General features: G+C 67.3%; 21 protein-coding genes. 7 read left to right on the forward strand and 14 right to left on the reverse strand.

The genetic code is table 11. The features are described 5' to 3' along the window. Positions 1–12: 12 nt before the first annotated feature. Positions 13–591: a redoxin domain-containing protein gene (locus J7I44_RS09250; RefSeq protein ID WP_209619337.1), complete on the reverse strand. Its 579-nt coding sequence runs from the start codon at positions 589–591 to the stop codon at positions 13–15. Between the two features lie 191 nt (positions 592–782). Between J7I44_RS09250 and J7I44_RS09255 the strand changes: the two genes are divergently transcribed. Next, complete coding sequence (locus J7I44_RS09255; protein ID WP_209619340.1) at positions 783–1,328, forward strand: peroxiredoxin; 546 nt, start codon at positions 783–785, stop codon at positions 1,326–1,328. Between the two features lie 76 nt (positions 1,329–1,404). Next, a complete protein-coding gene (locus J7I44_RS09260; RefSeq protein ID WP_209619342.1) occupies positions 1,405–2,181 on the forward strand; it encodes a tetratricopeptide repeat protein in 777 nt (258 codons plus the stop codon). Positions 2,182–2,524: 343 nt separating this feature from the next. Here the strand turns inward: J7I44_RS09260 and J7I44_RS09265 are convergent, their stop codons facing one another. Both J7I44_RS09265 and J7I44_RS09270 read right to left on the reverse strand, forming a co-directional pair. After that, on the reverse strand, positions 2,525–3,685 hold the full coding sequence (locus J7I44_RS09265; RefSeq protein WP_209619347.1) for a ScyD/ScyE family protein: 1,161 nt from the start codon (positions 3,683–3,685) through the stop codon (positions 2,525–2,527). 254 nt (positions 3,686–3,939) lie between these two features. Beyond that, positions 3,940–4,434 carry a hypothetical protein gene (locus J7I44_RS09270; RefSeq protein ID WP_209619350.1) on the reverse strand — a complete coding sequence of 165 codons (495 nt, stop codon included), beginning with the start codon at positions 4,432–4,434 and terminating at the stop codon, positions 3,940–3,942. Positions 4,435–4,549: 115 nt separating this feature from the next. Here J7I44_RS09270 and J7I44_RS09275 point away from each other — a divergent pair, with 115 nt between their 5' ends. Both J7I44_RS09275 and J7I44_RS09280 read left to right on the forward strand, forming a co-directional pair. Next, a complete protein-coding gene (locus J7I44_RS09275) occupies positions 4,550–4,993 on the forward strand; it encodes a BON domain-containing protein (protein ID WP_209619353.1) in 444 nt (147 codons plus the stop codon). 10 nt (positions 4,994–5,003) lie between these two features. Further along, positions 5,004–5,570 (forward strand): general stress protein, encoded by a 567-nt coding sequence (locus J7I44_RS09280; RefSeq protein WP_209619356.1) that lies wholly within the window; start codon positions 5,004–5,006, stop codon positions 5,568–5,570. Positions 5,571–5,666: 96 nt separating this feature from the next. On the opposite strand, the gene J7I44_RS09285 is transcribed toward J7I44_RS09280, so the two are convergent. The 4 genes from J7I44_RS09285 to J7I44_RS09300 all read right to left on the reverse strand — a co-directional run bounded on the left by J7I44_RS09285 (position 5,667) and on the right by J7I44_RS09300 (position 11,092). Next, positions 5,667–6,572, reverse strand: a complete 906-nt coding sequence (locus J7I44_RS09285) for an ATP-grasp fold amidoligase family protein (RefSeq protein WP_209619359.1) — start codon at positions 6,570–6,572, stop codon at positions 5,667–5,669. 333 nt (positions 6,573–6,905) lie between these two features. Beyond that, positions 6,906–8,876 (reverse strand): M61 family metallopeptidase, encoded by a 1,971-nt coding sequence (locus J7I44_RS09290; protein ID WP_209619362.1) that lies wholly within the window; start codon positions 8,874–8,876, stop codon positions 6,906–6,908. Positions 8,877–9,087: 211 nt separating this feature from the next. Then, positions 9,088–10,611, reverse strand: coding sequence for a peptidoglycan-binding domain-containing protein (locus J7I44_RS09295; protein WP_209619367.1), 1,524 nt, complete (start codon positions 10,609–10,611; stop codon positions 9,088–9,090). Positions 10,612–10,648: 37 nt separating this feature from the next. Then, positions 10,649–11,092 (reverse strand): lysozyme inhibitor LprI family protein, encoded by a 444-nt coding sequence (locus tag J7I44_RS09300; RefSeq protein ID WP_209619370.1) that lies wholly within the window; start codon positions 11,090–11,092, stop codon positions 10,649–10,651. Positions 11,093–11,327: 235 nt separating this feature from the next. Between J7I44_RS09300 and J7I44_RS09305 the strand changes: the two genes are divergently transcribed. Then, the gene (locus J7I44_RS09305; protein WP_209619373.1) at positions 11,328–12,047 is read left to right on the forward strand and encodes a hypothetical protein; all 720 of its coding nucleotides are present in this window, start codon (positions 11,328–11,330) and stop codon (positions 12,045–12,047) included. 206 nt (positions 12,048–12,253) lie between these two features. On the opposite strand, the gene J7I44_RS09310 is transcribed toward J7I44_RS09305, so the two are convergent. From J7I44_RS09310 to J7I44_RS09320, 3 genes are all read right to left on the reverse strand, one after another. Continuing rightward, a complete protein-coding gene (locus tag J7I44_RS09310) occupies positions 12,254–13,408 on the reverse strand; it encodes a serine hydrolase domain-containing protein (RefSeq protein WP_209619376.1) in 1,155 nt (384 codons plus the stop codon). Between the two features lie 78 nt (positions 13,409–13,486). Next, on the reverse strand, positions 13,487–13,726 hold the full coding sequence (locus tag J7I44_RS09315; protein WP_209619379.1) for a hypothetical protein: 240 nt from the start codon (positions 13,724–13,726) through the stop codon (positions 13,487–13,489). 183 nt (positions 13,727–13,909) lie between these two features. Next, positions 13,910–14,728 (reverse strand): class I SAM-dependent methyltransferase, encoded by an 819-nt coding sequence (locus tag J7I44_RS09320; protein ID WP_209619382.1) that lies wholly within the window; start codon positions 14,726–14,728, stop codon positions 13,910–13,912. A 141-nt stretch (positions 14,729–14,869) separates the two neighbouring features. Between J7I44_RS09320 and J7I44_RS09325 the strand changes: the two genes are divergently transcribed. Next, the gene (locus tag J7I44_RS09325; RefSeq protein ID WP_209619385.1) at positions 14,870–15,145 is read left to right on the forward strand and encodes an immunity protein Tsi6 family protein; all 276 of its coding nucleotides are present in this window, start codon (positions 14,870–14,872) and stop codon (positions 15,143–15,145) included. Between the two features lie 334 nt (positions 15,146–15,479). Here J7I44_RS09325 and J7I44_RS09330 read toward each other — a convergent pair whose 3' ends face one another. From J7I44_RS09330 to J7I44_RS09345, 4 genes are all read right to left on the reverse strand, one after another. Then, positions 15,480–16,034, reverse strand: coding sequence for a YdeI/OmpD-associated family protein (locus J7I44_RS09330; RefSeq protein ID WP_209619387.1), 555 nt, complete (start codon positions 16,032–16,034; stop codon positions 15,480–15,482). Between the two features lie 117 nt (positions 16,035–16,151). Then, the gene (locus tag J7I44_RS09335) at positions 16,152–16,709 is read right to left on the reverse strand and encodes a DUF3228 family protein (RefSeq protein WP_209619391.1); all 558 of its coding nucleotides are present in this window, start codon (positions 16,707–16,709) and stop codon (positions 16,152–16,154) included. A gap of 66 nt (positions 16,710–16,775) precedes the next feature. Then, on the reverse strand, positions 16,776–19,673 hold the full coding sequence (locus J7I44_RS09340; protein WP_209619394.1) for a PAS domain S-box protein: 2,898 nt from the start codon (positions 19,671–19,673) through the stop codon (positions 16,776–16,778). 160 nt (positions 19,674–19,833) lie between these two features. Further along, the gene (locus J7I44_RS09345; protein ID WP_209619397.1) at positions 19,834–20,472 is read right to left on the reverse strand and encodes a glutathione S-transferase family protein; all 639 of its coding nucleotides are present in this window, start codon (positions 20,470–20,472) and stop codon (positions 19,834–19,836) included. 170 nt (positions 20,473–20,642) lie between these two features. Between J7I44_RS09345 and J7I44_RS09350 the strand changes: the two genes are divergently transcribed. Further along, complete coding sequence (locus J7I44_RS09350) at positions 20,643–21,398, forward strand: M90 family metallopeptidase (RefSeq protein WP_209619399.1); 756 nt, start codon at positions 20,643–20,645, stop codon at positions 21,396–21,398. Positions 21,399–21,456 lie beyond the last annotated feature (58 nt).

Consider the following 21,456-nt stretch of genomic DNA (forward strand, 5'->3'; position numbering starts at 1 on the left):
CAGCACATGGCCTCAGGAGTGCACGTCCGCCTGCGCAGGCTTTACCCCGGCCCGGGCGAGCATGCCCCGCGCCAGGAACAGCTCCACCCGCTCCAGCGGAATGCGATCGCCCGCATCACCGCCGTAATAAGCCTCGACGATGTTGCCGTCCTCGTCGATAAGGAAATCGGCCGGCATCAGGTTGGTGGTGTTCAGACCCGCCAGGCCGACGATGCGCAGACCTTTGATCAGGGTCGGCACCCGCGTGACGATGCCCTTGAGCTTGCGCCACAGCGACCGCTCGATCCCGTAGGTTTCATGCGCGTTCGAACTGGGGTCCGCGATCACGCTGAAAGGCCTCGGCTTGCGTGCGACGAACCGTTGCACCGCCTCGGGCGTGGAGGTGAACACCGCGACGATATCCAGCCCCAGCGCCGACAGTGCCGGGTGATGGTTGGTCAACTCGTAGATGCGGAAATTGCAGAACGGGCACGCCGCGTCGCGGAAGAAGCAAAGCAGCGTGCGACGCCCCGAGCCGCCGATGTCCACGCGGCGGCCGTAGATATCGACGAAGTGCAGCAGCGGCGCCCTGGAAGGTGCTTTCAGTCTCATTCGGAAATCCCCCTGTTCCTGCCGAAGTCTTGCGTACCGCGGCTCGCGCGCGAGCCGATGCCGTTAGTGCCACAAACAAGGAAGAAGGTCGGGTCGTCCCCCGACAGCGAAAAACCCGTTCACCCGGCCGACATCCGCGGGCGTATTTGTAGCGTATAAACGGTCTGTCCATGCCGCCCAGGAGTCCTGCCATGAAGTCTCCCCTCAAGCTCGCCGCGCTCGCCCTCGTCGGTACCGCCGTGCTGGCCTCGCCGGCCTTCGCCGCCCTCAAGGAAGGCACACAGGCGCCGGACTTCACTGCGCCGGCCTATCTCGCGGGCAAGGCATTCACCTTCAATCTCGCCGATGCCCTGAAGAAAGGTCCGGTGGTGGTGTACTTCTTCCCGGCCGCGCACACCGCCGGCTGCAACCTCGAAGCCCACCTGTTCTCGCAGGCCATCGACCAGTTCAAGGCCATGCACGCCACGGTGATCGGCGTGACCGCCGGCAACACCGACCAGCTGGCCGACTTCTCGAAGGAAACCGAGCATTGCAGCGGCAAGTTCCCGGTCGCCGCCGATGCCAATGCAAAAATCGCCCGGGAGTACGACGCCTTGCTGCCAATGCGGCCCGGTTGGTCGGACCGCACGTCCTACGTGATCGCCCCTTCGGGCAAGATCACCCACGTCTATTCGGACCTCAAGCCGAACAAGCACGTGCAGGAGACGCTCGACGCGGTGAAGGCGCTGGAGAAGTAGCCCGCCGGCCAGACACCGAGGCGTGAGGGCGGCCCGCGCCGGGCCGCCCGTGATGGGTCCACAGGGAGGGAAGACCATGCTGCGCGTTGCAAGGCACCTGGCTGGATGGGGAATCGCGCTGCTGCTCGCCGCGTGCGCCGGCGCCCCCGGCAGAACGGCTGCCGCCGGCTCCGGCACTACGCCGCCGGACGGCGACGCCGACGTGCAGTCAGTGATCAAGGGCGTGCAGATGGTTCGCGACGGCCAGGTCATGGCGGCGCTCGACGGTCCGCTGGACAGCGTGATCGCCAGGTACGAAGCCGCCTATGCGCACACCGATGCGATCGTCTACAGCGCACGCGGAGCCGAGGACGCCCTGATCTACGCGTCGCTCCCCGGCACCGCGAACCCGCAGCGACCGAAGAAGGTGCTGGTGCTCGGGCCCGCCTGGGCCATGGCTTACTGGGCCCGCGGTTTTGCATACAACGAGTTGGCGCGCTACGACGATGCGATCGCGCAATTGCGGAAGGCGCTCGAGCGCGCGCCGATGGACAGCCAGTACCACCTGGAGATCGGCTTCGCCTACCAGGGCAAGCACCAGTGGGACGAGTCCCTGGCGCACTACAAGGAGGCCCAGACCGATGCCCCCTTTACCGCCGCGAACGTACCGGACACCACCTGCAAGGCCCTGCGCGGTCAAGGCTTCGCCTTGACCGAGATGCACCGGTACGACGAGGCCCGCGCCGCTTACCACGCGTGCCTGAAGCTGATCCCGGGCGAACCGCGCTCGCTGGCCGAGCTCCAGTACATCGAGCAGCAGGCCGCAAGCAAGGCGACGGAGAAGGCGTCCGGGCCCGGCGCGCCAGGGCCATGAACCGGCACGCCGCCCGCACGCCGGCTGCCCGGCACGGCGGACCGTACGGGGCGCGCCATGCTGACATTTGCCGTTCCGCTACTCCTGTCAAAACGGTGGGCGTCATCGGCCTCGTCGGGGATCACGTCGGGCGCGCGTGTTCAAGGCCCGCTATCGGCGCTGCATGCCCGGGCCCGGCCCGGTAACCTGACGTGGTCATCTGGGGCTGGGCTCGTGGGCGAAGCTCGCCACCCAAGGACGTGCCCAGCTCTCTTCCTCGTTGCCATCGCGAACCTGATCGTGGGCGAGCGTACTGCGGAAACAGTGGCTGGCGCGGTCGTCGCGGCCGCGCCAGCGGGTACGGCTAGGGCGAGTGACGCCAGGCGTCGAAGTCGAAGCGCAGCACCTGCCCCATGCCCGGCGGGAAGCCGAAGCCCATGTTGGACACGTACAACGCCCCGTCCGGACCGAATGTCATGGCGGACGGCAGGGCCAGGCCGGTGATCACCGCGCGGCGCGCGCCGGAGGGATCGATCCGCACCACCTTGCCGGTCCCTGGCGTCGGTGCGAGGTTGTCCTTGCCGGTGGTGTTCTCCAGCACGTACATGTGCCCGTGGTGGAAGGCGATGCCCAATACGGTCGTCAACCGGTCCGCCACCGGCCACAGCTGCCCGTTGCGGGTCAGCCGGAGAACCTTCTCGGAACCTGCCGAGATCGGGAACGTGCCAAGGTTGCCGATGAAGAACCGGCCGTGATACGCCAATGCCGTCGGCACGATGTGGCCCTGGCTCGCCGAGACATCGACCACGCGCCGGATCTTTCCGTCAAGGCTCACTTTCACCAGCTCGCCATGGTTGGGCTCGAGCGCGTACAGGTGGCCGTGCAGCGCAACCATGCTGTACCAGGTGCCGTCCGGCTCGAAGTCTTCCTCTTCCGCGTTCTGCACCGGGTGGTGCTTCTGGTAGCGGCTCAGGTTGGCGATCCAGTGGATCGAGCCGTCGGAGTCGACGCGGGCGATGCCGTTGTAGGTGCCCTTGAGCCCGTGCGAACAGCCGGCGCCGGCCGTGATCGCATACAGGGTGTGGCCGATGAAGGCGACGTCCGCGACACCGCTGATCAGCGAACCGGTCTCGGCGCTGGTCTGGCTGGAGGGGAACTTGTTGGTGATCGTGACCCGGTGGCCGTGATGGTCGATCCGCGAAATGCGTCCGCCGGTGTAGCTGCCGCTGTACGGGCCGACGCCCGGCACCTGCATGCAGTCCATGGCGGAGGTGGTGTGGCTGCCGCCGCGGCCGCCTTCGGCCACGTAGAGCTGGCCGTCGGGGCCGAACGTCAGGCCGCGCGGGTTGTTGAGCCCCGTCGCGTACACCGACACTTTGACTGGATAGCCGGTGTGCGTCTGCACCAGGCTGACGATGCCCCGCGTGCTGGGCGTCGCAGGGGACTCAGCGGCCGTCGGCAGGGCGGCAACGAGGGAGAGGCCAAGCGCCAGCGCGCCGACCAGAAGACGCTTACGAGGAGTCATGGGAGGACCCTCCAGGGAGAATGCGGCAGGTTCCGGCGGTGCCGCGTGCGCCTCGCAGGTCGCAGGCCACGGGGCGTGGCCCGCGATGGCCTGCCGCCGGCCCGGCGGACCGGCGTTGCACGAAGCCGCAGACGGATGGTGCCTCCCGGCCCCGTGGATGGGAACACCGGATGCGGTGCTCGGGTGGCACGCCTCGCGCCTGCGCTCCGTCAGCTCGGCCGCTGCCTCGTCGCTCCCGCATCAGGGCGGCGATCCTACTCGCGCAGGGTAAGCCGGGCGTGACTTCCGCGTGGCAGTGGGTGAAGGCGTCCTCGACATGATCCGGCAGGTACCCGGGTCACGCGGCTGCGCCAGGCCGCGCGCCCCTGCACGCGCAGCAGATTGCCCGCCGGCTCGCGCACGGTGCGGTCGCGCACGCCATAGGGTTGCCGGTCGCTCCCCGACGATTCCCCGCTGCTCGCCCGATACTTCGAACGCGGCAGGGAGGTCGGCGGTGCCAGCAGCAGGACGGCGTAGGCGACCTTGGACACCATCGCGGTGATGGTCCGCTTTTCCTCATCGACAACGCAGCGCCTGGGGACCGACGCAAGCCTTGCCTGCTTCGCCGCGTGCGCGACCGCATCGACCGCGAGTACGCGCAGCCGCTCGACCTTGTCACCGCATTCGATGTTGTGTAGCGGGCCCATGGCAGGACGCCGCGGTGACTGAACGCTCTCGCGCCGCTGCTCGCCGGTGGTCAGTCCGCTCACTTCGATGACACGCCGACTTTACCGCCCGCTCCCTAGCGTGACCCTTCCGGCCAAAGTCCATGGCCGGGCCCACAGTGCGGGCCGTCCCCGCATGGCGACCAACGAGGAGGAACGCATGAAACACGCATTGCCCAGGCCGCTGGCCGTGGGAGTGTTCGCAGCGCTCGCGGCAAGTACCGGCGCTTTCGCGCAGCAGGCCACGCCCATGCAGTCGTCACCTGCGTCCAGCCAATCGGCAGCCGGCGTGACCGGCGCGGATGCCGACAACACGCGGCTGAACCGGCGGGATCGCAACGATGCTTCAGTCACTCCCATGGACCAGTCCAACAGCTCTTCCGCGGTCGATCTGGTGGCCAAGGTCCGCCAGGCGATCGTCGACGACAGCAACCTTTCGGTCAAAGCCCGCAACGTCAAGGTGGTGGCCAACAACGGCGTGGTGACCTTGCGCGGCCCGGTGGCCAGCGCACAGGAAAAGGCCCGCCTGGAGCACGATGCCGCCGGCGTGCGCGGCGTGACCCGTGTCGACAACCAGCTCGACATCGAAACCGATTCCGATTGAGGAGACCTCCATGTACGCATCCGTCTATTGCACCGTCCCCAACGAGGACAAGGCCGAGGCCGTCGTCGACGACCTGAAGGACGCCGGCTTCTCCAACAACGACATTTCCGTACTGATGCAGAACCGCCGCGGCACGCGCGATTTCGCCACCGAGCACAACACCAAGGCGCCCGAGGGCGCGACCACCGGCGGCGTCATCGGCATGGGCGCCGGTGCGGGGCTCGGCTGGCTGGTGGGCATCGGCACGCTGGCCATTCCGGGCCTGGGTCCATTCATTGCCGCCGGGCCCATCATGGCCGCGCTCGGTGGCGCGGCGGTCGGCGGCGCGACCGGTGGCATCGTCGGCGCGCTGATCGGCATGGGCATCCCCGAGGTCGAAGCCAAGCATTACGACGAGCGCATTCGCGAGGGCAACGCACTGATCACCGTGCACACCGAGGACATGGTCGAACGCGACCGCGCCCGGGCGATCTTCGAGCGTCACGGCGCCGCCGACATCGCGACCGGCACCGGCACCGGCCTGGGAACCACGCCGCGAGGCACTGGCGCAAACCTGCACAACGGTCCGCGCTTCTGATCCACCAGCGATCGCTTCTCCGGCCGGGCATCAAGCCCGGCCTCTTCTTTTTGCGTGCGTGCGCCGGGCGACCCGCGCTCTTTCAGCGGATACGGTTCAGCGGCCCAGCTCGCAGGTGTCCGGCCAGCGGAATTTCGCGCCGAGCGCCGCATCCCAGTGCGGTGGTGACAGCGCATACATGCCGGCGCCCGGCGTAACCGTCAGCTCGCCCACATACACCCGGCCTGCGTAGTAGTAGCAGTCGACGCGCAGAAAACCGAACGGTGCGGCAAGTTTCCTGGCGATATCCATCATCTCGTCCAGCCCGTCGACCACCGGCAAGGGCTTGCCGCTGGGCTTGAGTCCCCGGAAGCGAAACGGCGCGGGCGTCAGGTCGGACAGGTAGAAGTCCTGCGTCATGACGTCCTTGAAGCGGTCGTGGACGTACTGGACGAACACAAAGCTTTCCTCCCCGCCACCCGGGTTGAGCACGTTGAACTTGTAGTCGTCCGGTGGCTCGCCTGCGGGGCCCAGCAGCGCCTGCTCGAAAATGATCCGGGGGGCGATGCTCCGGTAGTGCTTTTCCCGCTGCCGGATGGAGAAGTCCGACTTCATCCAGCCGTTGGCCAGGTCGGCCAGCGCGTCGAGGTCTTCGCTGCGCTTGTCATGCACGATCCTCGTCTGTCCGGCACTGTGGTTGGCCTTCATGACAAATGTGTCAGGCAGGGCGTCGAAGGTTTCGCGGTTTACCCTGTCGCAGGTGAGGAAGACCGGTACCAGATACTGTTCGCCCACCACCTCGGCAATGTAACGGCGCACCGCGACCTTGTCCGCCAGCTGCGAGAAGACCGGCAACGGATGGCGCATGCGGTAGAAAATCTTTTCCGAATAGCGCTCCGGCTGCGCAAGACTTCCCACCCGGCGGTAGATCTGGAAATACCGGTAGGGGTAGTACACCGGATCGGGCATGCGCTTGACGATGGCTCTTCTTATTTTTTTTATGCGAGCGACGAGGCTGGCCATTCAGGCTTTCCTGTAAGTATCGGCGCGTGACCCAAAGGGGCTTAAGCAGAACGCCGGAAAAAACCAGTGTATTGCCGTCCAGAAAGTCGACGGCCCAAGGCCGTGAAGCGTGTTTCACCTTGCGTGAAGAGTCTGGCAAGCAGGGGATCTATCAGATTTCTCCTACATCGACACTGTGCGCTGGCGCGCAGAACCAGCACGCAGCTATTCCCGGCACAACAAAAGTCGGCTACCGCCGCATTCGTCTTTCGATATCGCCGCCCAGGCGATCGCTCGCGCGGATATCACCGGGTAGAAAACCATGTCCATGCCGGCCAGGCCTTTGCGTCGCGGCTATCGGGTACGCGGCGCGATGATCTCGCTCAGGTAGTCGGGCGTGCCCTTGACGCGCACCAGGTGCGGATACTGCAGACCGCCGTGGTAGTCCACCGGGACCGTGCGGTAGCCACCCTGGAACTTCAGCAAGAGCTGGATCGGCGCCTTGCCGCCCCTGGCCGCGGCGATCGCGCCTTTGAGCACGTCGGTCGAGTAGTCCTTGGCGTTCACGGCCACGAGCGTGGCGCCGGTGCTGACGCCTGCCTTGAAGGCCGGGCCCTCCCACCGTACGTCGTTGATCTGCCCGTGATCGTCCAGCGTCAGTCCGATCGACCAGGTGAAGTTGTACAGATGGCGTGGCGACTGCGGGCGGTTGTTGTACTGCTGCTCGTAGTCGCTGGGCTGGTCGGTGTAGACCAGCTTCCAGCCGGTGCGTGCCAGGCCGTCGAGCAGCGGCGGATCGAGCGCGTCGACGTGCGCGTGCAGGAAGCCCGCCCAGTCGTACGGGGCCACGCCATTCAAGGCCGCGACCACGTCGTCGAAGGCGTAGGTCCTGGTCACGAAGCTGCCGTTGTCCACGCCGAAGAACGCGCGCGCGAAGTCGTCCAGCGACTTCCTGTCGTGCGTCAGCGCGCGCAGCCTGGCATCGACCGCCAGCCAGATCATCTGGCCGGCGCTGTAGTACTCCTCGCTCATCTGCCAGCTGCGGTACGGCAGGCCGGTGCGATGCGCGGCGGTCGGATCGTTGGTGGTGTCCTCCAGCGTGCGCCAGTGGAAGCCTTCGCGATTGCGCTCGTAGTTGGCGGCGGTCATGGCCAGCGCGTCGCGGAACTGCTCAGGCGTCCACAGGCCGGCGCGTGCGGTGAGCACGAAGCCCCAGTATTGGGTCTGCCCCTCGTACACCCACAGCAGCGAATCGCCCATCGGCACGTTGAAGTTGGGCGTCCACAGATCCGCCGGCCGGCGGAACTTGCCGTTCCAGGAATGGGTGTACTCGTGCGCAAGCAGGTCGCGTCCCGGCGCGGCGTCCTTCCACGCGGTGAAATAGTCGGCCTCCAGGCCGTTCTCGCTGGACTGGTGATGCTCCAGTCCATTGCCGCCGAGCTGGTCGGAGAGCGAGAACAGGAAGTCGTAATGGTCGTAGTGGTGCGAGCCGAACAACGCCGTCGCCTCCGCCACCAGCGCGCGATGCGCCTGCAACTGCTCTGGCGTCATCTCCAGGTACTTGGGCGCGTCCGCGAAGACGTCCAGGTGGACCGGCGCGCCTTCCTTGGGCGTCAGATCGACGCGCTTGAAGTACTTGCCCGCGTAGATCGGCGAGTCGACCAGCGTGTTGAACGTCACCGGCTTGAACGTCGTGGTATCACCTGAGGAAGCGACCTTCGCCTGCCGCGACGGCTCCAGCGCGCTACCGAACTGCCAGCCGTGCGGCAGGGTCACGCTGGGCACGAAGGTGATCCGGCGCGAGAAGTACCCCGCCGGGTACAGCGCCATCTTGTTCCATTCCAGGTCCAGCATGCGGTCGGTCATCTCGTAACCGCCGTCGCGGCTGGAGAGGTACTGGAAGTCTGCATCGATCTTCGAGACACCCACCGGCACATTCACGTGGAATGCGTACACGTCGTATTCGTCCCGGGTCCACTTGAGCGGCTTGCCGCCGGCGCTGATCTTCAGCCCGGCCAGCATGGCGACCGGGCCGCTCGGCGAATGGTCGCCCGGGATCCACTTCGGATAGAGCAGCGTCAGCGCACCAGCCTGCACCGGCAAGGTTTCGTGGACCCGGAAGATGCCCTGCCGCGTGTCGCTCGCATCCACGTGGATCGCCACGGTACCCGGATAAGGCGTGTCCTGCGGCGGCGGCACATGGGCGCCCCGCGATGCCTGGGCGCTGGCCACGCCGGCCGCGAGGGCCATCGATACGGCCAGGGCCAGGCGCGCATACCCACGGGCGGTGGCGACCAATGAGCCAGCAAGGACGGCACGGGACATGGAAACCTCCGGCAGGCGTGTGGACAGCCTGGGAACTTAGCAGCAATCGGCGCCGCAAGTTCCTGCCGGCAGACATCGCAACGTCTTGCGAGTCCAGGGGTTGTCACGCCGGGGTACCGATCAACGCTCTCCAGAGAAGATAGGGATGCACGCATCGAAACCTGGTGCACGCTCCCCCTTCCCCCCCGTCGCCCGGATCGGCGGCACTCCACTAGCGATGCGCGTCCTGCAGCGCAGCCGGAGCGAGTGTCTGCTGAGGCAACGCCGCCAGCGACGCTTCCGCGCGGGGCTGGGGCGCTGCCAGGAACGCCGCGCTGCTTTGCGCCAGCGGCGTTGCCACCGCCTGCAGGATGTCTACGGCCGCGAACCGTCTGAACGGCGAATCGAGCGCCCCCTGCACGGCAAAGGCGCGCGTGGCGTTCTCGCCCAGCACCACGTGGTCGATGCGGGTAAGCCCCTGCGCTTGCGCCGCCGTGGCCAGTGAACCGGCCACGTTGTTCGACAGCTCGTCAGGCGTACGCCCGCACTTGGCGTCGATCAGATGAACCTTCTCCAGCGCCTGGCAGAACAGCGGATAGCCGGGGTGACTCCGATCGGCCAGGCTCGCGGCTTGTTGCTTAAGGGCGGCGCCCAGCGTATCGAGCGTCTTTGGCCCTACGCGACCATCGGCTTCCAGACCGTGGGTCCGCTGGAACGCAACGACCGCTCGGCGGGTCGCCGGGCCGAAATCGCCATCCGGTTTCAATGCATGACCGTGCGCGTCGGTAACACCCAGCTTGGCGAGGCGGGCCTGGAGAGAGGCGACCTCGTCGCCACGGGAGCCTTGGCGCAGGACGTGGACCGGTTTCGCCTGACCAATGGCTCTCAACCCTTCCTGCAAGTCCCGATCATTGGCAAAGTCTGCAGGATTGAAGTCTGCGCTTGCCACCTTGGCCTGGGCGCGAGCAAGCGCAGCGGCTTTCTCCGGATCACCGTAAGCCTTCAGGTAACGGCCTGCGGATACGACCGCCGCGACACCCGCATACCCGCGATGGTGGCTCGCAATTTCGCCGGCTTTACTCACGAGATCCTGGTAATCGCCACCATCCGAAAGAACCTTGCGGAACTCGACCAGTTCCGACGGCCTTTGGTTCGCCGTCTTCGTGAGAAGTGCCAGGGTTTCGAACCGGTGGCTCTCGGGGATGTTCTTACCGGCGGAGTCCAGCACATCGAGCGCCTGCTGAGCTGCATTGCGAATCTGCGGGTAGTCGATATTCGTGTGGATCCACTGCTCCCCTTCTTCGGAGCCTAACCATGTGTTGAAGCTGTCACGGGTTTCGGGCGCAATGAATTGCAGTGCGCTGTGCTGCCCCTTCCCATTGCCATGGGTCAGCAGTTGCTTGCGGAGTTGCGCTCTGTCCGACGGGAACTGCAGGTGATGGACTTCGGCGTACTTCGCTGCCTGCCCAATGATGGCGTCCACATAAGTGGACTGGCCAGACTCAAGCGATGCATCTGTCGTCGCTCCCAGCGGCCACGTCCCACGCTGGCCGAGGTCGACCTGGATCGTCCCCAGGGAGTAGCCGCTGTTGGCGACAATCTTTTCAACCTCTCCCCAATTCTTGTCGCCTGCTTGCTGCGTAATGCCTGCGATGGACAGGCGGTAGGGATGGGGCCCCCCTTCGGTGGCGCGACCAACGACGAAATACATGGCGCCGGCGATTGCATCTATGTCGCGGGTATCAGGATATTGCATACCGTTACTCCTTTAACGGGATCATTGAGCGCATGCATCACAAGCCACTGGCGACCGCCAGGTACTCCTCCAGCTGATCGGCCCGGCGAGTGACGGCAAACAATTCGTTCTGGGCCACTTGCAGGTTATCGATGATCTCGCGACCGTAAAGCGCCCCCTCAAATGGGGCCGTGGCGTCTTGTAACTCGATCCAAGCGCGCTCTGCTTGCACGAGGCGCTTCTTCTGACCTTCATCCAGCTTGTGCAACAACGCTTGATACGTCTTATTGAGCCGCTTTTCCTGCTCCGCTCGCTCGTGCGACGTGCAGTAGGCTTCCTCAATTTCGTTGAAGTTCGCCCTGTCGACGCACGCGTAGAACGCATCGGTGGTTCCTTTTGGCGCGCTGTGCCGAAGCGGATCGCTCGGGCGCTCGGTCGCTCCGGCTGCCGAGGCGCAGGCGAAAAGAGCCAAAGCGATGACGGTCGTTCTGATGCGGTCCATGGCAGTTCCTTAGCTTGGATACGAAAGTCAAGCTTGCCGCGACCGGGAACGCCTGTCTGTCGGCCGATGACTACGTCCTAGGCACATTAGATCGGCAAGTAGGGCGCCACTCCTTTCCGGGTTGCTCCACGCCAGGCGGACACCCGCACAAGCACCGCGACGCGTGGCTTCCGGCACTGCGACCCAGTCGCGCAGCCCGCTACCCTGTCGTTCCTCGAAACTCCGGAAGCGTGCCATGCGTTGGTGGATGCTGCTTGGTGTATGGCTGGCCCTGCCGATGGCGGCAATGGCCCAAGTGCAGCCGGCCACGGTGGTCGTGCTCGATACGCTGCATCAGATGCACGCCGAGGTGCCGGCTTACGACAACACGGCGCTTGGCCACGCCATCGAACGGCTCAAGCCGGACGTGCTGTGCGTCGAACTGCAACCGGACGATCTGGTCACCCGGCCACCGGAGAAGACCAAGCAGGAGTATCCGGCGGTCGTCTATCCGCTGATCGACCGCCACCATTACCGTGTCTACGCGATGGAGCCGGCGGAGCCGCTTTACGACAGGTTGCTTGCGCCGTATCGCGCCAACACCGTGGCCTTCTACAGCCGTGAGCCGGCTCAGGCCAAGGCGTTCGGCCAATACGTCGATGGGTTATATGAGGTGCTCAAGGCGCGCTGGACTTCGCCGGCGAGCGTCAACGACGACGTCACCGACGCCGCGCTGCGTGCCAAGCACGCGTTGCAGGAGGCGCTGATGGGCCCGGGCGAGCACGCCGGCTGGGAGGCCTGGAACGGGCATTTCCTGCAGGTCATCCAGCGAGCGGCTCGCGAGAATCCGCGGCGGCGCATCGTCGTTCTGGTCGGCGCCGAGCACGGCTTCTGGCTGCGCGAGCATTTGCGCGATGCCCCGGGCGTCACCCTGCTCGACACGCCCCAGGCATTGGCAGATCACGGCGCGGATTGATCGAGGTCAACACCGCGCCCACGGCGGCGGTCGAAAACACCGGCGGTGGAAGATGCGATGGTGCCGGCAGCGCGCCGCGGATGCGCACAAGATCCTGCCCGCCATGCCGATGGTGAGCGAGGCCCCGCCCCATCCGCCAGCCGGAGCGCTGCCCTCTTCCACCGCCTTCCGCGCAACGCGTGGCCCGGCAGGGCATCACGCGCCCATCATTTGCGTATCGAGCTCACCACGCCCTGCACCAGCCGGTTCACCGCGATGGCCGTCGGCATCTCGTCGTAAGCGCCAGCCGTGGTGACGATGGCAAGGTCCAGGCGCGGCACCACGAACAGCCGCTGTCCCCCATTGCCGAACGCGGCGTGCCAGGCGATGTCCTGCCCCCGCCACCGTGCCGTGCCGGCCCACCACTGCGCGCCATAGCGAAAATCGCTCACGCCGGTCGCCAGCTTCGGCTGCAGCGAGCGTTCGATCCACGCCGCGGGCACCAGCTGGCGCCCGTGCCACTGGCCGTGGTCGAGCACCAGGCGTCCGATCTTCAGCAGGTCGCGTGGACGCAGGCGCAGGCCGTTGAACGCCATCGGCCGACCGTGCACGTCGTGCACCCACGTCCACGACGAGATGCCCATGGGCCGGAACAACCGCTCACGCGCGTAGGCATCCAGCGGCATGCCAACGCCGCGGGCGATGAGGTCAGCCAGCACCGCCGTCCCGCCGCCGTTGTAATTGAAGGTCGAGCCGGGGGCATGGACCATGCGATGCCCGAACACATACGCGGGAATGTCGCGCTTCCAGAACAGGCGTAATTCATCGTCGAGGCCAGGTTCGCCCTCGCGCCACGCCAGGCCGCTGCTCATGTCGAGCAGTTGCTGCACGCGGATCGCGCGCGCGGCACCCGAAGCGACCCGGTCCAGGGCAGGATAGGACGCGAGCACGCGGGCGGACGGATCGGGCACGCGCCCGTCGCCCAGCGCTATGCCGTACAGCAGACTGGTGACGCTCTTGCCTACCGAGCGAACGTCATGCAGTTGCATCGGGCCGAACGATTGCCGCCACGACACCAGACCATACACCGACCGGTCCCGGCCGCCCTGGTAGTACTCGGCGACGAGCCGCCCGTGGCGCTCGACCAGCAACGCGTGCACGTTGAACGGTCCGTCCAGCAGCGCGTCGGCCGCCTGCCCAAGCGAGCGGTCGTCGAAGCCTTCCGCCGCCGGCGCGGCTGTCGGCCAGTCTCCGAGCCGCGATGCCGGAACCGGGCCGACGCGCGGCGCGACCGGGCGCAGCCATGTCAGCCAGGCGGCAACGAATGCCAGCAGCACGGCCGCGACGCGCCACATCCATCGGATGCGGCCGGTGTTTTTCATGAGGCCAACCGGGCAAGCCGCGGAGTGCGGCCTGCCTATTCTTCCAGACGCCGGCGGTTGGCGCCTGTCGACTTGCCGCTAGCCGCAGTGGCCGCAGCAGGTGCTTCCACCGCTGATGTGCACCTCTTTCTCCAGCGGCCTGGCCACGCAGCCGATACCGCGCAGCGCATCGAGGATCTGCTCGCCGCTTGCGCTGGCCAGCACCTCCAGGCGACCGCGCCCGGCATCCAGGACGACCCTGGCGTGGGGATCCAGCGCGTGGATGGCGGCGGTGATCGGGGCCGCATCCGTAGGGGCGGTGGACAGTTCGAATTGCATCGTGGACTCCATGGGAACCCGGCAGTCGCCGGCTCGCGCATGGTCGGCAGATGGGCGCTTGTCCGCCTTGACCCGGGTCAATCGCATGGCCGGTAGCGCGACCGCGCCTGTCCGTGGAATGTCCGGCGACATCATCGGGCTTCCCTTCTCACTGCTGCTTGCCGGCGCCGCGAGCGCCTCGCTTCAGCGATCGATACGCACCACCAGCGCCTGAATCCGTCCGGTGACCGGCCCGGCGCCGAACCTCGCGGTCATGGCGGCAGTCGCCGCTTCGGTCGCCTCGCCGAGCCGTGCGGGATCGCGGGCGACGATCTCGTTCCTCAAAGGCGTGCCCTGGCAATAAGCGATGGCCGCCATGGCGGATGTGATGGCCTGGCTCCGGGCAGCGACCGTTTCGATGAGCGGCTCGCCGGCAAAGCCCGCCTGCGCCAGGTCGCGCGCGATCGCGGATGCCGGGACATAGCCGTGCGGCAGGCGCTCCAGAAACCGCGGCGGGTCGTCCGGAAAGAGGCCGGCAACGGCCTGCTGGATGACCCACGCGAAATCGTTCGTCTGGATGCCGTCCCACACGTTGAACCACAGCGTGCCGCCGGGGCGCAGCACCCGCCGGGCCTCGGCGAAGGCGTGAGCCCGATCCGGAAAGAACATCGCGCCGAACTGACAGGCCACGGCATCGAAGGAAGCGTCGTCGAACGGCAGCGCCATCGCGTCCGCCTGACGCCAACGCACGGGCCGCGACGTGCCCTGTTTCCGCGCCACGGCCAGCATCGCCTCGTTGAGGTCGGTCGCGACCAGTTGTACGTCCGGTGCCAGGCGCGAGGCCAGTTCGCGCGTCACCACGCCGGTACCGGCCGCCAACTCCAGCACGCTTGCCACCGGCAACCGCGCAAGCCGGCTGGCGAGGTCCACGGCGTAGGGCGTGAAGATCATCGGCACCAGGAGGTCCTGGTAAAGCGTGGCAATGTCTTCGCCGAATCGCCTGTCGTTTTCGCGCGTCTGCATGGCGTGCACTCCTGCGGTCCGCCGCATGCGCCGAGCCTACGCCGTTCCGGGCCAGCCCAGCGCAGGCGGATATCGTGTCCGCCCGCGGCGGGCGACAATGGCAGCAGCACCCAAGCTTGCGCGGACGCGACGGAGAGAGGAATGACCAAAAGGATTCGCGCTATGCGCTCGGCACGTCATGCGCTGGAACTCGTAATCAGCCGCCTGGCCGCCAACCCGGCCTACGGGGTTTACCTGCATGCGCACCGGCAACTCGGGCAGGTGCTGGAGGAACTGGGCCGGTCCAACCTCCCCGCTCCCAGGGAGCGGAGTTGGCTCGATATCGGGCTCATGGCGGCCAGGGAGCTGGAGGCTGACGACCCCGAGTTGGCCGATGCCCTGATGACTGCCGATTACGACTTCAAGCACGCCAGCTGAAAGTGGCGGGGGCGACCTGGAAGCATCCCGCGAGCCCGGCCCCTCACCCCAACCCTCTCCCCGGAGGGGAGAGGGAGCCAAGTGCGGCGCGCGCGGGGCCGGCAGACCGGCCGGGAGCCTCCTGTTGCACCTGATTCCAGAGACCGCCCCGAGCGACGGCAGGCGATCGGAAGCCCGCCGCAGGCGAGCCAAGTCGGAAGAGTCTCGCAACAGCGACAACCAAGGTCGCAGGGGCGTCGCGCAGCAGCCGAGGGAGCCCCGCCAGCGATGGGCCAATCAGCCAGACGCCATGCGCGCGGCCCGCCGTCCGGCGGGCCGCAACCGAAAACGCCCGTTAGGACTCATCCGCCACCTCCGGCGCCGCGAACCCCTTGCTGTAGTAGCCGGAAGAGTCGAAGCAGCACACGCGCCGCTTGCCTGATGCAAGCATGCCGCAGGCGTCGGCGACGCGCTTGGCACGGGTAGCGGACTGCTTGGCCGACGTCAGCCAGTGGATCCAGTCCACGCGCGCCAGGGTGGTGGTGCCCTCCCAGGTCGCCAACGCCTCGGGCGCCCCCTCCAGCGCCTGGCGCAAGTCCGGCGGAAGCTTCGGCTCGGGCTCCCGGGCCACCGGTGCGATCTCCACCACGACCAGGTCACCGGCGGTTGCGCCGGCGGCTTTGCACAGCGCCGCATCCACCTTGAACCAGTGGCTCAACCGGCCATCGGGTTCCAGCGTGGCATGCAGGGGCTGGCCGTTGATCGTGCCTTCCGCGGTCGTTCGTCCCCGTCGCGGAAATTGCGCGCTGGCCTCCTCGGGGAGAACCACGAACGCCCAGGATGCGTTGCGCGGTTGCGCCGGGCGCAACAGCCTTGCCTCGAATCGGGACACGCTTTTCTTCTTGGCCATGGCGAGGTTCCTTGGGGGAGGTCCGAGGGTACCGTCCCGGCTACCCGGACAACCAGCCGTCATGCGCACCGTTGCGGCGGGGGCGGCCACCACGGCGGGCCAGCCTGCCGCCTTCGACTACCCGCGCCAGTTGGCGTGCGTGCGCCAGAATTCCACGCTGCGAAAGTAGGCCTCGCGATCCAGCGGCACGCCGGAACCACCCTCTTCCACGCCCAGCGCGTTGCGCATCATCGTGATCGGCGCCATGGGCGTTTCCTCCGGCTCCGCGGTGTACATGCACCCCACCACGCCCCAGTCGGCGTCGATGATCGAACCCTCTTTCGCCAGTTGCTCGCGGCTGTAGAGGATCGGAATCAGATAGCCCGCGACCGGCGGTTCCAGCTCCTCGAACCAGCGCACCAGCACCGGAAGTTCGTCGCGGGTACGCGCTTCGTAGTCCGAGCGCAGCAGGTGCCGGTTGGCCTCGGTGACCGGCACGGCCAGGCATCGCGTGGAGGTCCAGTTGCGATGCACGTGCAGCTTGCAGAACGGCGCGTAGCCGTCGAGCACGTTCAGCGGCGTGACCGTGTTGAGATGGTGCTCGAAGGCCTCGGGCGTGCAGTCCTGGATCGTGTTGCGTCGGGGCTCGCGCGGGAACAGCCGTGGGCGGGCGAAATCGGTGAGGACGATGGACATGCGGCACAGCCAGGACGTGGAAACGACCGATTATGGCCCCGGCGAGCACCCGAGTGGCGGCCGGCATTACGCCGCCTGATCGAGCATCGCCCTCACCTTGCGCGCCAGCCCGTCGAGGGTGAACGGCTTGCCGAGCAGTTCGACGTCCGGGTCGAGCACGCCCTGGTGCACGACCGCGTCGCGCGTGTACCCGGTGGTGAACAGGATCGGCAGGTCCGGCCGGCGATGGTGCACTTCGTCGGCGAGTTTGCGGCCGTTGATCTCGGGCATGACGATATCGGTGAACACCAGGGCGACGTCCGGATGCCGGTCAAGCAGGCGCAATGCGGCTGGCGCACCGTCGGCCTGAAGCACCCGGTAGCCGAGCTCTTCCAGCGCATCGACGCTGAACTGGCGCACCGCCGGTTCGTCCTCCACCACCAGGATCAGCTCCTGCAGTCCGCCCGGCGCGGTGCCGGCACTGCCCTCGTCGACCCGCCCAGCGGCGGGTTCATCGCACAGGCGCGGCAGGTAGATCCGCACCGTGGTGCCCTGCCCGGGCTCCGAGTACAGCTTTACGTAGCCGCCCGACTGCCGCACGAAACCGTACACCTGGCTCAGGCCCAGACCGGTGCCCTTACCGACCTCCTTGGTGGTGAAGAATGGATCGAAGGCGCGCGCGAGCACGTCCGCGGGCATGCCGCTGCCGTTGTCGGTGACGGCGATCAGCACGTAGTCGCCCGCGCGAATGCCATTGGCCGCTGCATTGCGCCTGTCCAGTTGCACGTTGCCTGTCTCGATGGTGAGGCAGCCGCCCTCAGGCATGGCATCACGTGCGTTGACGGCAAGGTTGAGCAGCACGTTTTCCAGCTGGTTGGCATCCACGCGAGTGCGCCACAGGCCATCGGCCAGTGCGGTGTGCAGGCGGATGGCCGCGCCGATCGAGTGGCGCAGCAGCTCGGACATCTCGCCGACGAGGCGGTTGAGGTCGGTCGGCTGGGGATTGAGCGCCTGCTGCCGGGAGAAGGCCAGCAAGCGCCTGGTCAGCAAGGCGGCGCGTTCGGACGCGTCGGTCGCGCTTTCGATCTGGCGGAGCACGCGGGGGTTGTCGCCCACGCGCCGCTTGAGCAGGTCCAGTGAACCCATCACTACCGCCAGCATGTTGTTGAAGTCGTGCGCGATGCCGCCGGTGAGCTGCCCCACCGCCTCCATCTTCTGGCTCTGGCGCAGGGCTTCCTCGGCTGCCGCGAGGGCCTGCTCCTGTTCCTTCTGCTGCGTCACGTCGCGTCCGCTGGCGTAGAGCACGCCCTGGTCGGCGGACTTGACCCACGACAGCCAGCGGTAACTGCCGTCCTTGTGCAGGCAGCGGACCTCTTCGGGCGGAAACCTGCCGGCCGCGGCCATCGACATCGCTTCCAGATGGGCGGCCACGTCATCCGGGTGCACGAAGGCCTCGGCGCTGCGCCCGATCAATTCATCCGGCCGGTAGCCGAGGATGTCGGACGCCTCGTTGGCGGCAAGAATGATGCCGGTGGCGTCCATCACCAGTTGCAGGTCGCGCGACATGGCCCACGCGCGGTCGCGCTCGCGGGTGCGCTCCTCGACCCGGGCCTCGAGCGTTTCGTTCAGTTCGCGCAGGCGTTCCTGCGCCACGCGGCGCTCCTCCACCTCGCGCTGGGCGGTCGCCAGCAATCGCGCGTTGTCGATGGCGATGGCGGCATGCGCGGCCACGCCGGCCATCAGGCGCTCATGGCCGGCCGTGAAGTGCGCCGGCTCCGGATGGCCAAACACCAGGATCCCGAACGACTCGCCCGAGCGTGAGGTCACCGGCACGGTGAGCACGCTGCATATCGGCGCATGCTCCGCCGTGGCCGGGTGCGGCACGCGGGGGGCGACGGAGATGTCGTTGGACCTGAACGGCCGGTTGCGCTCGATCACCGGGCCGAACAGCTCCCGTACGCTTGCCGGCGGCATGACGGCACCGGCCCCGGCCAGCGCACAGAGCTTCACGCCGCCGGCCGCCGCGTCCAGCGTCTCGGAAAAGAACGCGCCAATACGTGCGTGCAGCAGCTCCACGCCGGCATCCGTGGCCAGTTGCGCGACCTGGGAGAGGTCCAGTTCGGCCGCCATGTTGGCGGCCGTGCGATTGAGGATTTCGAGCGTTTCGGTGTGCCGGCGCAGCGTGCGCTCGGCACGCTTGCGCTCGGTGATGTCGACCATGGCGCCGATCATGCGCACCGCGCGGCCTTCGGCATCGCGCGCCACGGTGCCGCGGTCGCACACCTTTGCGTAGGTACCGTCGACGCGGCGGAAGCGGTACTCGTCGGTCCAGTGGGTGCCGCCATGGCGCGCCACGTGCTGCAAGCCCGCGTCGATGCGTTCGCGATCGGCGGGGTGGATCTGGGCGATGAACCAGTCGTAGGTGGCCTCCCTCACCCGATGGCCGTAAGCGACACACAACTGCTCGTTCCAGAGCGTGCGATCGGTCTGCAGGTCCCAGTCCCAGATCGCATCCTGGGTCGCCTCGATGGCAAGCCGGTAGCGTTGCTCCGCGTCGGCCAGCGCACGCTCGGCCTGTACCCGCGTGGTGTCGTCGTGGAACGTGAGCACTGCACCGGTCATCGCGCCATGGGCATCGAAGAGCGGCTGCGCCGCGCCCGCGGCGATGCGCACGGTGCCGTCGTCGCGCCGGATGCTCCAGCGCGCTTCGGCCAGCGTTTCGCCGCGCACGGCGCGCGCCAGCGGCAACTCCCGCGTCGGGTAGGGCTGGCCGTCCTCAGTCAGCACGTGGAAGACGCGGCTGTAGTCGGCCGGCATCACGCCCCGTTGCGATACGCCCAGAAAAGCCCCGGCCGCTTCGTTGATGAAGGTGATCCTCCCCTCGCGGTCGGCCAGCACCACGCCTTCGCGCAACTGGCCGAGGACCGTGGCCTGTTCGGCGGGCAACAGGCCACGCAGGGATGGCGTGGGGTTTCGCATGCGCATGGCACCCTCGGGTACCGCCGGTAATGCGCGCGGGGGTTCAGCCCGCATCGGCGCGGATGTTGCATCCCTTACGCCGGTTGGCGTGACGGAGGCAGGAAGGGAATGTCGCCGCCCAGACCATGCATCCGCCACGCTCGCCCGTGGCGCGCTCGCCGCCGCTTCAGCGCCGGGCGGCCGCCGCCTGCGCGGCATAGGCGCGCTGGTAGGCCGGTCGCGCTTCGCCGCGTGCGACGTAGGCGGCCAGGCTGGGGAATTCGTCGAGCAGGCCCGAGGGCCTCAGCCGCAGCAGGACCGACACCATCATCAGGTCACCCGCGCTGAACGCGCCGTCCAGCCAGTCGGCGTCGCCCAGGCGGGCGGAAAGCTGGCGCAGGCGGGTGCGAATGCGATCGGCGATCAGCGGCAGGCGTGCCTGCGTCCAGGGCTTGTCGCCCTCGATGAACTTGGCGACGACCAGTTCCAGGATCGGCGGCTCCACGGTGCTGAGCGCCGCGAACATCCAGCCGATCGCCCGCGCGCGGGCATCGACCCCTGCAGGCAACAGGCCCTCATGCTGTCCGGCGATGTGCAGGACGATCGCTCCGCTTTCGAACAGCGCAAGCCCGCTTTCCTCGTAGGTGGGAATCTGGCCGAAGGGATGGACGGCCATATGCGCCGGCTCCTTCATCGCCTGGAAGGAAACCGGGCGCACCTCGTAGGGCTGGCCCACTTCTTCCAGCGCCCAGCGAACGCGCGTATCGCGCGCCAGTCCCTTGCCGCCATCGGGCGAGCGTTCGAAAGCGGTAATGGTGATGCTCATCTAGGAAACTCCTCATGGCCAAAGTGGCAGGTGGACCGGCGCGTGCGGCGACGGTTTCATCTGCACGACGATCCAGACCGGTCCAGATCGACGGTCCGATACGGCGCCTTCTTGAGAAAGAGCACATCGCCCCGATCCATGGAGCGCAACGACTTCCTCCCGCAGGGGCCATGCTCGACACGATCAGGACCTGGCGCGCGCGACGCATCGTCGCCCGGCGCCCCATTGCCGAACCGCTCTGGCAGGATGCACTGCGCCGCTGCGCGCCGGCCCGTCGGCTGGGCGCTTCCGACCAGGCCGCGCTGCGCGTGCTGGCCACGCTGTTCCTCGAGCGCAAGTCGCTGGAGCCGGTCCAGGGGCTGGAACTGGACGACGCCGATCGGGTGCTGCTCGCCGCCCATGCCTGCATGCCTATCCTGAAACTGGGACTGGACTGGTACGACGGCTGGCACAGCGTCATCGTCTACCCGGATGCCTTCATTCCCCGCCGCACCCACACCGACGAGGCCGGCGTGGTGCATGAAACCCGCAGCATCATGGCCGGCGAGGCATGGGGTCGCGGGCCGGTGATCCTGTCATGGGCGGACGTGCTCGAAGCCGGAAATACGCCGGGCCACAACGTGGTCATCCACGAGATGGCGCACAAGCTCGACATGCTCAACGGCGAGGCCAACGGTTTCCCGCCGCTGCACCGGCGCATGGATCGCCGCGCGTGGACGCGGGTCTTCTCCGACGCGTTCAAGCGCCTGCGCGGGGCCGATCGCCATGGACTTCCCGTGCCGATCGACCCCTACGGCCTGGAAAACGAAGCGGAGTTCTTCGCGGTGGTGAGCGAGGCCTTCTTCGAGACGCCGGCCGCGCTGCGCCAGGAGCTGCCGGAGGTCTACCGGCAACTGGAACTGTTCTACCGGCAGCATCCGTACTGAGCGGCCGGCTGCGCGAGCGACGCTGCTATCCTGAGTGGCTTTCGTGTCTTACTCAGGC

The organism is Frateuria flava (assembly GCF_017837635.1).
Lineage (GTDB): Bacteria > Pseudomonadota > Gammaproteobacteria > Xanthomonadales > Rhodanobacteraceae > Frateuria_A > Frateuria_A flava.

Excerpts from the sequence above, each read along its gene's own strand:
- J7I44_RS09315 (WP_209619379.1), bottom strand. The coding sequence starts at position 13,726 with ATGCAATTCGAACTGTCCACCGCCCCTACGGATGCGGCCCCGATCACC.
- J7I44_RS09295 (WP_209619367.1), bottom strand. The coding sequence starts at position 10,611 with ATGCAATATCCTGATACCCGCGACATAGATGCAATCGCCGGCGCCATG.
- J7I44_RS09250 (WP_209619337.1), bottom strand. The coding sequence starts at position 591 with ATGAGACTGAAAGCACCTTCCAGGGCGCCGCTGCTGCACTTCGTCGAT.
- J7I44_RS09340 (WP_209619394.1), bottom strand. The coding sequence starts at position 19,673 with ATGCGCATGCGAAACCCCACGCCATCCCTGCGTGGCCTGTTGCCCGCC.
- J7I44_RS09305 (WP_209619373.1), top strand. The coding sequence starts at position 11,328 with ATGCGTTGGTGGATGCTGCTTGGTGTATGGCTGGCCCTGCCGATGGCG.
- J7I44_RS09285 (WP_209619359.1), bottom strand. The coding sequence starts at position 6,572 with ATGGCCAGCCTCGTCGCTCGCATAAAAAAAATAAGAAGAGCCATCGTC.
- J7I44_RS09350 (WP_209619399.1), top strand. The coding sequence starts at position 20,643 with ATGCTCGACACGATCAGGACCTGGCGCGCGCGACGCATCGTCGCCCGG.
- J7I44_RS09320 (WP_209619382.1), bottom strand. The coding sequence starts at position 14,728 with ATGCAGACGCGCGAAAACGACAGGCGATTCGGCGAAGACATTGCCACG.
- J7I44_RS09265 (WP_209619347.1), bottom strand. The coding sequence starts at position 3,685 with ATGACTCCTCGTAAGCGTCTTCTGGTCGGCGCGCTGGCGCTTGGCCTC.
- J7I44_RS09300 (WP_209619370.1), bottom strand. The coding sequence starts at position 11,092 with ATGGACCGCATCAGAACGACCGTCATCGCTTTGGCTCTTTTCGCCTGC.
- J7I44_RS09330 (WP_209619387.1), bottom strand. The coding sequence starts at position 16,034 with ATGGCCAAGAAGAAAAGCGTGTCCCGATTCGAGGCAAGGCTGTTGCGC.
- J7I44_RS09310 (WP_209619376.1), bottom strand. The coding sequence starts at position 13,408 with ATGAAAAACACCGGCCGCATCCGATGGATGTGGCGCGTCGCGGCCGTG.
- J7I44_RS09345 (WP_209619397.1), bottom strand. The coding sequence starts at position 20,472 with ATGAGCATCACCATTACCGCTTTCGAACGCTCGCCCGATGGCGGCAAG.
- J7I44_RS09255 (WP_209619340.1), top strand. The coding sequence starts at position 783 with ATGAAGTCTCCCCTCAAGCTCGCCGCGCTCGCCCTCGTCGGTACCGCC.
- J7I44_RS09325 (WP_209619385.1), top strand. The coding sequence starts at position 14,870 with ATGACCAAAAGGATTCGCGCTATGCGCTCGGCACGTCATGCGCTGGAA.
- J7I44_RS09280 (WP_209619356.1), top strand. The coding sequence starts at position 5,004 with ATGTACGCATCCGTCTATTGCACCGTCCCCAACGAGGACAAGGCCGAG.
- J7I44_RS09260 (WP_209619342.1), top strand. The coding sequence starts at position 1,405 with ATGCTGCGCGTTGCAAGGCACCTGGCTGGATGGGGAATCGCGCTGCTG.
- J7I44_RS09275 (WP_209619353.1), top strand. The coding sequence starts at position 4,550 with ATGAAACACGCATTGCCCAGGCCGCTGGCCGTGGGAGTGTTCGCAGCG.
- J7I44_RS09335 (WP_209619391.1), bottom strand. The coding sequence starts at position 16,709 with ATGTCCATCGTCCTCACCGATTTCGCCCGCCCACGGCTGTTCCCGCGC.
- J7I44_RS09290 (WP_209619362.1), bottom strand. The coding sequence starts at position 8,876 with ATGTCCCGTGCCGTCCTTGCTGGCTCATTGGTCGCCACCGCCCGTGGG.